The organism is Nonomuraea endophytica (assembly GCF_014203235.1).
GTDB classification, from domain to species: domain Bacteria; phylum Actinomycetota; class Actinomycetes; order Streptosporangiales; family Streptosporangiaceae; genus Nonomuraea; species Nonomuraea endophytica.
Genome location: NZ_JACHIN010000007.1, coordinates 592,767 through 603,932, shown reverse-complemented (window position 1 = coordinate 603,932; position 11,166 = coordinate 592,767). Strand labels below are relative to the sequence as shown.

Genomic DNA, 11,166 nt, shown 5'->3' with positions numbered 1-11,166 from the left:
CCACGCGTCGAGCGAGCGGGGCGATGACCCGGCGGCACCTCGGGTGCATCAGCAGCCTCACGGCTACCGACAAGAGGATGGTGCACCAGTGAGCTGGTTCGTGCTCGTCGAAAGCAACACCACCGGCTCCGGGCGGGTCTTCTGCGAACGCGCCCGCGAGCTGGGGCTGCGGCCGGTCGTGCTGGCCCGCGACCCCGCCCGCTACCCCTATGTCGCCGCCGACGGCGTCGAGGCCAGGCAGGTCGACACCGGCGACCCCGCGGTCGTGCTGTCCGCCTGCCGCCGGCTCGGCGGCCAGATCGCGGGCGTGACCAGCAGCTCCGAGTACCACATCGCGACCGCGGCCGAGGTGGCCAGACGGCTCGGCCTGCCGCACCCCGACCCCGGCGCCATCCGCGCCTGCCGCGACAAGGCGGTCCAGCGGGCCGTGCTGCGCGAGGCCGGGGTGCCGAGCGCCGCCTTCGCGCCCGCCCGCACCCCCGGCACCGCTGTCGCGGCAGCCCAGCGCATCGGCTACCCCGTCGTCGTCAAGCCCGTCGCCGGGTCGGGCTCGGTCGCCACCCGCCTGTGCCGGGACGCCGCCGAGGTCGAGGCGGCCACCCATCACGTCCTGAACACCGACGGGCTGCCGCCGCAGAGCGCGGTCATGGTCGAGGAATACCTGCGCGGCGCCGAATACTCGGTCGAGACCTTCGACGACCAGGTGGTCGGCGTCACGCGCAAGCACCTCGGCGCGGAGCCGTACTTCGTGGAGGTCGGGCACGACTTTCCCGCGCCGCTCGACCCGGCCGCGCGCGCCGCGGCGGGCGAGCTCGCGCACGCGGCGCTGAAGGCGCTGGAGCTGTGCTGGGGTCCCGCCCACGTCGAGATCCGGTACGGCGCGGCCGGCGTCCGCATCATCGAGGTCAACCCCCGGCTGGCCGGCGGCATGATCCCGCGCATGGTCGAGGAGGCCACCGGGATCGACCTCATCCGGCACACCGTGGCCAAGGCGGCCGGCCGCGACGAGCCCCTGCGGGCCACCCGGGAACGCGCGGCCTCGATCCGGTTCCTGGTGGCCGACCGGGAAGGCATGTTGACCGGGATCGACGGGACGAAGGCCGCCGCCCGCGTGCCGGGCGTGGTCGAGGTGGGGTTCACCCGCGCGCCCGGCCAGTACCTGGTGCTGCGCCGCTCGTTCCAGGACCGGCTCTGCTACGTGATCGCGGCCGCCGACACCGGCCCCGCCGCGGCCAGGGCCGCCACGACAGGACTCCACGCACTCAAGGCACACATCACGACATAAGCGCGATAGGGCGCCGATAGGGAGACGAAGGGCGGGCTGACCACCGTGAAGGCAGCGAACGGAGGAGCGGTGAAGACGGTAACGGCGCTGGTGGAAGCGCGTGCGGCGGCCTCGCCCGACGCGATAGCGATCGTGGACTCGACCGGATCGACCGCGTACGGCGAGCTGAACCGCCGGGCGGACGCCGTGGCGGCCCGGCTGCGCGCGAAAGGCGCCGGCCCGGGTTCGATCGTCGGCGTCCGGCTGGGCCGGTCGGCGGCGATGGTCGCGGCCTGGCTCGGCGTCCTGAAGGCCGGGGCGGCCTACCTACCCCTGGACGGCTCCTACCCCGAGGCGCGGCTGCGCTTCATGCTCGACGACTCGGGCGCCGAGCTGGTCCTTTCCGAAGCTGACGTCCTTGGGATCAACGGGCCCGAGGCCCCCGGACCCGACGCGCCCGCAGCGCGCGTCGAGCCCGGGGACCTGGCCTACGTGATCTACACCTCCGGCTCCACGGGCCTGCCCAAGGGCGTCATGATCGAACACCGGAGCATCGCCAACACCCTGGAGTGGTACGCCGGTGTCCTGGGCATCCGCCCGGGTGACCGGGTGGGGCAGACGGCGGCGAGCGGCTTCGACATCGCCGGATGCGAGATCTGGGGCGCCCTCATCGCCGGCGCCGAACTGCGCATCGCCCCCGAGCAGGCCAGGAAGTCGCCCGAGGAGCTCTGCCGCTGGGCCGCGGACAGCCGCCTGGACGTGTTGTTCATGGTGACCCCGCTGGCCCAGCTCGCCATCGAGCACGGCTGGCTGGACGGCTCGGCGCTGCGCGTGCTGGCCACCGGCGGCGAGCGGCTGCTGGTCGCGCCGCCCCAGGACGCCGGCTACCGGTTCCTCAACATGTACGGGCCCACCGAGACCGCCGTGGTCGCCACCTGCACCGAGGTCGCGCCGGGCGCCGAGCTGCCGCCGCCGATCGGGGCGCCGATCGCGCACACGACCGCGTACGTGCTGGACGAGGACGGCGCGCTGGTGCCGGACGGGGCCGAGGGCGAGCTGTACCTCGGCGGCGCCGGGGTCGGCCGGGGCTATCTGGGCCGCCCGGAGCTGACCGCCGAGCGCTTCGTCGTCCGCGACGGCGAGCGGCTCTACCGCACCGGTGATCTGGTGCGCCGGCTGGCCGACGGCAACCTGCGCTTCGTCGGCAGGACCGACGACCAGGTGAAGGTCCGCGGCTTCCGGATCGAGCTGGGCGAGGTCGAGGCGCAGCTGCGCGCCTGTCCCGGCGTGGGCGAGGCGGCCGTGGTCGTGTGGGAGCCGGAGCGCGGCTTCCCCCGCCTGGCCGGGTACGCCTGCGGTGAGTTCGACGCCGCCCGCGTACGGTCGCTGCTGGCCGAACGGCTGCCCGAGCACATGGTGCCCGCGGTGATCGTGCCCATGGCCAGCCTGCCGCTGACCCCCAACCAGAAGCTCGACCGGGCCGCCCTTCCCGATCCCGCCGACCACGCCGTCGAGCTCCGCCCGGCCGCCGGGTTCGACCCGGCGCAGGCGGCGCTGGCCGAGGACTGGCGGGAGGCGTGCGGGGTCACCGCGCGCGACGCCGACGACAGCCTGGTCGTGCTCGGCGCCGGCTCCCTGGATCTGATCATGCTGCAGGCGCGGCTCGCGGACCGGATCGGGCTGCCCGTCCCCGCGGCTCTGCTCAACCTCTCCCAGCCGCTCAAGGAGCAGGCCCGGCTGCTGGCCGGGATCGAGCCCGGCGCCGCCGTGCCCGTGCGGGCCGCGCGGGCGCACGAGGGGCCGGGCAGCCTGGGGCAGGAGGCGGTCGTCTTCCTGGAGGAGCTGACCGGCAGCGGCATGGGCTACCAGTACCAGATGATCCTGGAAGGGCCCGGCACGCCGGACGTCTCCCTGCTGGAGAAGTCGCTGCTGGCGGTCCTCAGGAACCAGGCGGCGCTGAGCTGCCGCTGGCGGATCACCGCCGCGGGCCTCGAAGGCCGGCGCGAGGAGCCCGACACCGTCCCGCTCGCCCTGCACCGGGTGGAGACGGAAGAGGTCGAGGCCCTGGTGGCCGGCCTCGTGGACCGGCCCTTCCGCTACGACGACTTCCCCCTGGTCGGCTGGGACCTCATCCTTCACCCGGGCGGCACCGTCCTGCTCCAGCGCGAGCACCACCTGATCCACGACGGCTGGTCGGTGGGCGTCTTCCTCAGCGAGCTCCAGGCCGCCTACGACGGCACGGAGCCGCAGGAGAGCCAGGTCAGCTATTTCGACTGGGCAAGAGACCAGCGCGAGTGGGCCGACGGCGACCGCAGCGCGGCGACCAGGGCCTACTGGCACGAGCAGCTGAAGGACTGGAGCCCGGACTCCGATCCGCCCGACGAGCTGCGCACCCACCTCACCCTCCAGCCGCTGGGCGAGGAGCGCTCGGCACTGCTTGAGTCCGCCGCCGCCCGGCTGGGCGTCACGCCGTACGCGCTGATGCTGGCCGTCTTCCGCCAGGTCACGGCGGAGAGCGTGGTCGGCGCCAGCTTCGCCAACCGCGACGTCGACACCCAGGAACTGGTCGGCCTGTTCGTGAACGTGCTGCCCCTCGTCAGGACCCGGCTCCACGGCGAGAGCCCGGCGGACGCGGCCCGCGCCGAGATGGCCCTGGTCGTCGCGGCCGACCGGCACCAGAGGCTGCCCACGCCCGAGATCCTCCGGGTCAGCGCGCCGGGCGCCAGGAGCCCGCTCTACCCGATCATGTTCAGCCAGCACGACTCGCCGCTGCCCGAGCTGAGCCTGGGCGACTGGCGGCCGCGCGTGCGCGAGCTGGGCAACGGGCGCGGCAAGACCGACCTCAACGTGATCGTCATGAACCGCGGACTCCAGCACGGCAGAAGCACCGGCCGCCGCGACGCCAGCGCCTACGCGCTGCGCTGGGAACACGAGCTCACCCGATTCCCCGACCACGTGGTCACCGAACTCCAGCGGCGGTTCACCCGGCTGCTGGACCATGCCTGCGCGCACCCGGACCAGCCGTGGCCGCCCGCCGGCGACAACCGGAACGGAGAGTTCTGATGATAGGAGTCAAGATGATCGAATCACAGGTCGCCGAGATCGTCCGCAAGCGCTGGTGCGAGGTCCTGGAGACCCCGCAGGTCGCGCAGGACGACGACTTCTTCCTCTCGGGCGGGCACTCGCTGCTGGCCGTACGGCTGACCGCCGCGCTGAGGGAGGACCTCGCCGTCAGGATCCCCGTCTCGGTGCTGTTCGAGTCCAAGACCCTCGAGTGCTACGCCGGCCGGGTCGCCGACTTCGTCCTGGCGGAAACCTGAGCGATGGACGAGCTGACCACGGCCGTGCGGGCCGCATGGGAACAGAGCCTCAACGTGTCCGTCGGTGACGACGCCGACTTCTTCCGGCTCGGCGGGGACTCGATGAAGGCCATCACCATCTGCGCCAAGGTCGAGGAGTCGTGCCAGGTACGGCCCAGGCTCAGGGTGCTGTTCGACAACCCGCGCTTCGACGCCTACGTGAACGCGGTCTCCGAAATCGTGCGGGAGAAGCGGCCATGAACGACTTCGTGCCTTCGACGTCACCGGAGGAGATGCTCAAGGACCCCTGGGTCTCCCGGGCGATCCTCACCGAGGTGCTGGACTGGCTGCGCGAGCACGCGGCGGACCGGCCCGAGCAGGAGCAGCGGGCGCTGGCCCGCGCGGCCGGGGTCGCCTCCGGGCTGTTCGCGGCGGAGTTCCCCGAGAAGTACGGGGGCTGGTCGCTGCCGGAGCTGGTCGTCGCCGATCTGCGGGAGGAGGCGGCCGCCAGCGGCCTGCCGTACTCGCGCCACATTCTGTCCTGCCCGGACGGGCCGAGCAGGATCGTGCTGTGCGGCACCCCCGAGCAGCGCGAGCGGTGGCTGCGGCCGATGATCGAGGGGCGGATGCGGCGCTGCCTGGCGATGACGGAGGAGAGCGGCGGCTCGGACGTGTCGGCCATGAGCACGACCGCGACCCGCGCGCCCGGCGGCTGGGTGCTGAACGGCCGCAAGTTCATGATCAGCAACGCGGAGACGGCGGACGCCGCGGTCGTGCTGGCCAACGTCGTGGGCGAGCCTACGGCGGGGCCGACGTTCTTCATCTTCACCACCGACGTCCCCGGCTGGCGGATCGTCCGGCGGCTGCCGGGCATGGAGCCCGGCTACGACCCGTACGAGGTCGAGCTGGACGGGATCGAGGTCGGCGACGAGGCGGTGCTCGGCGGCCCCGGCCAGGTCGGCGGCGCGAACGGCATGGCCATCGAGTGGCTGCCCTACGGCCGGGTCTCGCTGGCCGCGCGGGCGATCGGCCTGGCCCGATGGGCGCTCGGCGTCGCGCGGGCCCACGCCTCCCAGCGCAGGATCGCGGGCGGGCGGCTCAGCGACAAGCAGTACATCCGCGAGTTCATCGTCCGCTCCGACGTCAAGATCGAAGCCTCCCGCGCGCTGATCAGGCAGGCCGCCCGCGCGCTGGACGAGGGCCGGATCGCGGTGCGTGAGGCGGCGATCGCCAAGCTCCACGCCACCGAGTCGGCCTGCGAGGTCATCGACGACGCCATGCAGACGCTCGGCGGGCGCGGCTGGCTGCAGGAGTACGGGCTGGAGCGGGCCTACCGGGAGGCACGCGTCTTCCGCATGGTGGACGGCGCCTCCGAACTGCTCAAGGAGACCATCTTCCACATCCCGGGCGGAGAATGATCATGAGCGAGTGGCTTCAGCCAATCCGTGAGCAGGGCAGGGACAGGTTCGTCTTCTTCCCCTCGGCCGGTTCGAGCGCCTCGGCGGCGCTGGCCCTGGCCGACGCCGTGCCCGATGGGTGGTCGTTGTGGAGCGTGCAGTATCCGGGCCGCGGCCCCCGGCTGCGCGAGCCGCAGGCCGCCTCGGTCAGGGAGATCGCGGTGGGCTGCCTGCCCGAGCTGCTGCGGGCGCCCGGCCGGCTGCTGCTGTTCGGCCACAGCTTCGGCGCCTTCGCCGCCTACGACACCGCCCAGCTGCTGGCCGCCAAGCAGCGGCCCGCCGCCGGGCTGGTGGTCTCCGGCTCGGCGGCGCCCGGCTCGCCCATGCCCGACCTGTCGCCGGAACGGCTGAGCGCCGGATCGCTGATCGCCTCGCTCACCCGCCAGGGCGGCACCGCCGCCGAGCTGCTCGACAACGAGGAGCTGATGGAGCTGGTGCTGCCCGCGCTGCGGGCCGACCTCGCCCTGGGCAGGGAGTACGTGGACGACCACCCGGCGCCGCTGACCACCCCCGTGCTCGCGCTGGCCGGACGGCACGACCCGGTGATGACCGAGGCGCACCTGGCGACCTGGCGTCGCCACACCGCCGCCTGGCTCGGCTGCGAGTCGAACGAGGGCGACCACTTCTTCTACCTGCAGGACCCGGCGGTGCTCGCCGGGGCCGTGGACCGGCATTGGCGGGCGGCATGATCTACGACCAGGTGATGAGCTGGGTCAGGAAGGACCCCGAGCGGGCCTGCGTGCTGGAGGGCGGCCGGGTCTACACCTGCGGCCGCATGCTCAGGGACATCGAGGCGTTCAGGACCGAGCTGGCCCGCGCCCGCGTCGGCCCCGGCGACCTCGTGGCCGTGGCCTGCGTGGGCCGGGGACAGGCGATCGCGGGCATGCTCGCGGCCTGGTCCGTCGGCGCCGCCTACCTGCCGCTGGCCCACGGGCTGCCCAAGGCCAGGGTGCGGACGATCCTCGACACCGCCCGGCCCGCCGTCGTGCTCACGGACGACGACGGTGACGGTCCGGGCTCCGGCATCTGCCATCTGCTCGACGATCCGGCCAAGATCGACCCGTCGACCGCGTATGTGATCTTCACCTCGGGCTCGACCGGGAAGCCGAAGGGCGTGGTCGTCAGCCACGCCGGGCTGGGCCCCATGACCAGGTGGTACAAGGAGATCACCACGCTGGAGCCCGGTGACGTGGCCGGACAGGTGGCGCAGCTCAGCTTCGACGCCAGCGTGCTGGAGATCTGGGGCGCGCTGGCCAACGGCGCCGCACTCGCGGTGCCCTCGCTCGACGCCGTGCTCGACCCGGTCGACTACCAGGACTTCCTGCGCGTACACGAGGTCAGGGCGTCGTTCGTGCCGACGGGGATGGTCGCGGGCGTGCTCGACCAGGACTGGCCGGCCGGCTTCCCGACCCGCATGCTGTTCACCGGCGGCGACCGGCTCACCCGGCGGCCTGAGCCGCGCCACCCATTCGCCTTCTACAACATCTACGGGCCCGCCGAGTGCACGGTCGCCGCGACCTGCCAGCAGATAGGGCCTGGTGACGGGCCGCCGCCCATCGGGCGGGCGCTGCCGTACGTGCGGGTGCGCGTCAGCGGCGACGGCGAGCTCTGGCTTGGCGGGCCCGCCCTGGCGCTCGGCTATCTCGGCGCGGGCGACGAGGCGTTCGTCCGCCACGACGGCGAGCGCTGGTACCGCACCGGCGACCTCGTCTCCGCCGACGCCGACGGCGTGCTCCACTACCTGTCCCGCGCCGACGACCAGATCCAGATCGGCGGGCGCAGGACCGAGCCGGCCGAGATCGTCCACGCCATCCTCATGCTCGCCGGCCTCACCGACGCGGTCGTCTACACCCGCGAGACCGCCTCGGGAGAGGTACGGCTGGCCGCCGCCGTCACCCCGGCCACCGCGAACAAGCAGGACATCCAGCGCCACCTCCAGGACCTGCTGCCCGCGTACATGATCCCGTCGGAGATCGCCGCGATGGACGCGCTCCCGCTCACCCGCCACGGCAAGATCGACGTCGACGCCCTGAGGGGAAGCCCGTGAACCACGTCCGCGTGCCCCGCGTCCAGCACCGCCTCTGGCTGGCCGACCAGCTCACCCCCGGCGACGCCGGCTATCTGGGCAGCACCTTCCTGCGCCTGCGCGGCCCCCTCGACACCGGGGCGCTGGAGCGGGCGCTCACCACGATCGTCACCCGGCACGAGGTGCTGCGCACCTCCCTGGACACCCGCGAGGGCGAGCTGGCCGGAGTGCTGAGGCCGGCCGCCGGCTTCCGTCTCGGCACGCGCTCGATCAGCGAGGACGCGCTCGGCGCGGCGCTCGCGGCTGAGGCGGCGACGCCGCTGGACATCTCCGCCGGTCTGCCGCTGCGCGCGCTGTTGCTTCGGCTGGCGCCGGACGATCATGTGCTCTGCCTGACCGTGCACCATCTCGCTTTCGACCGGGGCTCGGTCGGCGTCCTCTACCGCGAGCTGACCGAGTTGTATGCCGGGCGCGACCTGCCGCCGGTGCCCCGGCAGTTCCGCGACCTGGCCGCCGCCGACGACGCCGCGTACGACGCGGGCGAACTCGCCTCGATCGTGGCGGAGCGGCGCGAGGCGCTGGCCGACCTGAGCCCGTTCGAGCTGGCCCCCGACCATCCACGGCCGCAGATCCGCGGCGGCGAGGGAGCGTTGCGCCACGGGTTCGCGCTGTCGGACGAGACCGCCCGCGGCCTGGCCGAGCTCGCCCGCGCCCAGGGCGCCTCCCTGTACATGGTGCTGCTGGCGGGCGTGCACGCCCTGCTCTACCGCTACAGCGGGCGGGGCGACGTCACCACCGGCGCGTCCTCCTCGACCCGGCGCGAGCCGGTGATCGGCCCGTTCTTCAACATGCTCGTGCTGCCCGGCGACGTCTCGGCCAACCCGGCCTTCACCGAGCTGGTCGGCCGCGTGCGCGACGCCGCCCTGGACGCCTACGACAGCCGGGCGCTGGCCTTCGACTCCCTCGTCACCGAGCTGCGGGTCGAGCGCGACCCGTCCAGGACGCCGCTCTTCCAGATCCTCGTGGACCTCACCGCCCCCGTCACCCTGCCCGACCTGGACGGCATCGAGGTCGACGAGATCCTGACCCCCGGCGGCGGCTCCAAGTACGACCTCACCATCGAGTTCCGCCGCGAGGGCGACGGCGTCGCCTACTCCGTCGAATGGGACACCGCGCTCTACGAGAGCACCACCGTCATGCGGCTCATGGCGCACCTGCGGGCGGTGCTCGACGCGGTCGCCGCCGACCCCTCGCTGCGCGTGGACGAGGTGCCCGTGCTCGCCGACGCCGAGGTGATCGGCCTGCGCGCGCACGCCGAGCCCGGCCGGGTCGAGCTGCCCGAGCGCTGCCTGCACGAGCTCTTCTCCGACCAGGCCGCCCGCACGCCCGCCGCCGTCGCCGTCCAGGACAGCGCGGACACGCTCACCTACGCCGAGCTGGAGCGCCGGGTCGACGCGATCGCCCGCGCGCTGGCCGCCCGCGGTGTCGGCGCCGACACGCCGGTCGGCGTCATGCTGGAGCGCTCGGCCGACCTCGTGGCCGTGGTGCTCGGGGTGCTGAAGGCCGGCGGCGCGTACCTGCCGATCGAGCCCGACACCCCGCCCGCGCGCGTGCGCAGGCTTCTCGACCTGGCCGGCGCGGAGCTCTGCGTGAGCGCGGACGACGTCGCCGAGCTGCTGCTCGGCGACGGCCCGGACCCGGATCCGGTACGGCCGGGCCACCTGTGCGCCGTCTACTTCACCTCCGGCTCGACCGGCGAGCCCAAGGGCGTGGCCTGCACCCACCGGGGCTGGGTCGGCCAGATGGCCAATCTGCAGGAGCGCTACCAGCTCGCACCCGGCGAGGCCGTCCTGCTCAAGACGCCGCTGACCTTCGACGACGTGGCCAGGGAGATCTTCTGGCCGCTCATGGCCGGGGCGCGCGTCGTGGTGCTGCCGCCCGGCCTGCACCGGGACGCGCAGGCGCTGCTGCGGGCGGCGATCGAGCACGAGGTGGTCTGGCTGCAGTTCGTGCCGAGCATGCTGGTGATGTTCCTGGACGAGATCGGGACGGATGCGCGCGAGGGCCTGCACGCCCTGCGGCACGTGGTCTCTGACGGCGACCGGCTGCGGCCGGAGACCGTAGCCGCCTTCTACGACCGGCTCGGCTGCCGGCCCAGGCTCAACAACCACTGGGGCACCACCGAGGTCTCCATCGACTCCACCCACCACGTGTGCACGCCCGCCGACGCCGACGGCGGCGAGGCGGTCTGCCTCGGGCGGCCGATGGAGAACCACGAGGTGTACGTGCTTGACCACACCCTTCAGCCGGTGCCGCACGGGGCGGTCGGCGAGCTGTGCATCGGCGGGGTCGGGCTGGCCCGCGGCTACGTGGGCGATCCGGGCAAGACGGCGCGGGCCTTCGTCCCCCATCCGTGGCGGGCGGGCGAGCGCGTCTACCGGACCGGCGACACCGGACGGCTGCGGCCCGACGGCTCCCTGCAGTACCGCGGCCGGCGTGACCACCAGGTGAAGGTGCGGGGGGTGCGGATCGAGCTGGGTGAGGTGGAGGCGGCTCTGCGCGCTTACCCCGGTGTGACCGACGCGGTGGTCGCCACCTGGGAACCCCTCCCGGGCGACAAACGCCTGGCCGCCTATGTGAGCTTCGACGGGCCCGCGCCCGCGGTGAGCGAGGTGCGCGCGTTCCTGGGCGAACGGCTGGCCCCGCAGGCCGTGCCCAGCGCGATCGTCGCGCTGCCGAAGCTGCCCAGGATGCCCAGCGGCAAGGTGGACCGCAGGTCGCTGCCCGAGCCTGACCCCGACACGCTGAGCGACGAGCCGTTCGTGCCCCCGCGCACCGACACCGAGGTGGCGATCGCCGAGGTGTGGTCGGCCGTGCTGGGCGTGCCCCGGCTGGGCGCCAACGACGACTTCTTCGCGATGGGCGGACACTCGCTGCTGGTCACCAGGGCGGTCAACCGGATGCGGGAGGCCTTCGCCCTCGACATCCCGCTGCGCCTGGTGTTCGAGCACTCCACGGTACGCGCCGCGGCCGCCCGGCTCGAAGAGCTGATCTTCGCCGAGATCGAGGCGATGAGCGACGACGAGGCCGCCCGCCTCATGGTCGCCGAAACGTGAGGAG

Annotated in this window: 8 protein-coding genes; all 8 read left to right on the top strand. The window is 73.4% G+C overall.

Going from position 1 to position 11,166, the window contains the following annotated elements; genetic code table 11:
• The first annotated feature begins 88 nt into the window (after positions 1–88).
• Complete coding sequence (locus tag HNR40_RS27825; RefSeq protein ID WP_184966302.1) at positions 89–1,285, top strand: ATP-grasp domain-containing protein; 1,197 nt, start codon at positions 89–91, stop codon at positions 1,283–1,285.
• A gap of 69 nt (positions 1,286–1,354) precedes the next feature.
• On the top strand, positions 1,355–4,327 hold the full coding sequence (locus tag HNR40_RS27820; protein WP_184966300.1) for a non-ribosomal peptide synthetase: 2,973 nt from the start codon (positions 1,355–1,357) through the stop codon (positions 4,325–4,327).
• Between the two features lie 14 nt (positions 4,328–4,341).
• Complete coding sequence (locus HNR40_RS27815; protein ID WP_184966298.1) at positions 4,342–4,584, top strand: phosphopantetheine-binding protein; 243 nt, start codon at positions 4,342–4,344, stop codon at positions 4,582–4,584.
• A 3-nt stretch (positions 4,585–4,587) separates the two neighbouring features.
• Positions 4,588–4,824 carry a phosphopantetheine-binding protein gene (locus tag HNR40_RS27810; protein ID WP_184966296.1) on the top strand — a complete coding sequence of 79 codons (237 nt, stop codon included), beginning with the start codon at positions 4,588–4,590 and terminating at the stop codon, positions 4,822–4,824.
• Positions 4,821–5,981, top strand: coding sequence for an acyl-CoA dehydrogenase family protein (locus HNR40_RS27805; RefSeq protein WP_184966294.1), 1,161 nt, complete (start codon positions 4,821–4,823; stop codon positions 5,979–5,981). Before HNR40_RS27810 ends, HNR40_RS27805 begins: the two co-directional genes overlap by 4 nt.
• A gap of 2 nt (positions 5,982–5,983) precedes the next feature.
• Entirely contained in the window at positions 5,984–6,709 is a 726-nt protein-coding gene (locus tag HNR40_RS27800; protein WP_184966292.1) for a thioesterase II family protein, read from the top strand.
• A complete protein-coding gene (locus HNR40_RS27795; protein ID WP_184966290.1) occupies positions 6,706–8,067 on the top strand; it encodes an AMP-binding protein in 1,362 nt (453 codons plus the stop codon). The genes HNR40_RS27800 and HNR40_RS27795 overlap by 4 nt, the downstream gene beginning before the upstream one ends.
• Positions 8,064–11,162, top strand: coding sequence for a non-ribosomal peptide synthetase (locus HNR40_RS27790; protein ID WP_184966288.1), 3,099 nt, complete (start codon positions 8,064–8,066; stop codon positions 11,160–11,162). The genes HNR40_RS27795 and HNR40_RS27790 overlap by 4 nt, the downstream gene beginning before the upstream one ends.
• Positions 11,163–11,166 lie beyond the last annotated feature (4 nt).

Coding starts and splice junctions, on each gene's coding strand:
- HNR40_RS27795 (WP_184966290.1), top strand. CDS start 6,706: ATGATCTACGACCAGGTGATGAGCTGGGTCAGGAAGGACCCCGAGCGG.
- HNR40_RS27815 (WP_184966298.1), top strand. CDS start 4,342: ATGATCGAATCACAGGTCGCCGAGATCGTCCGCAAGCGCTGGTGCGAG.
- HNR40_RS27805 (WP_184966294.1), top strand. CDS start 4,821: ATGAACGACTTCGTGCCTTCGACGTCACCGGAGGAGATGCTCAAGGAC.
- HNR40_RS27800 (WP_184966292.1), top strand. CDS start 5,984: ATGAGCGAGTGGCTTCAGCCAATCCGTGAGCAGGGCAGGGACAGGTTC.
- HNR40_RS27810 (WP_184966296.1), top strand. CDS start 4,588: ATGGACGAGCTGACCACGGCCGTGCGGGCCGCATGGGAACAGAGCCTC.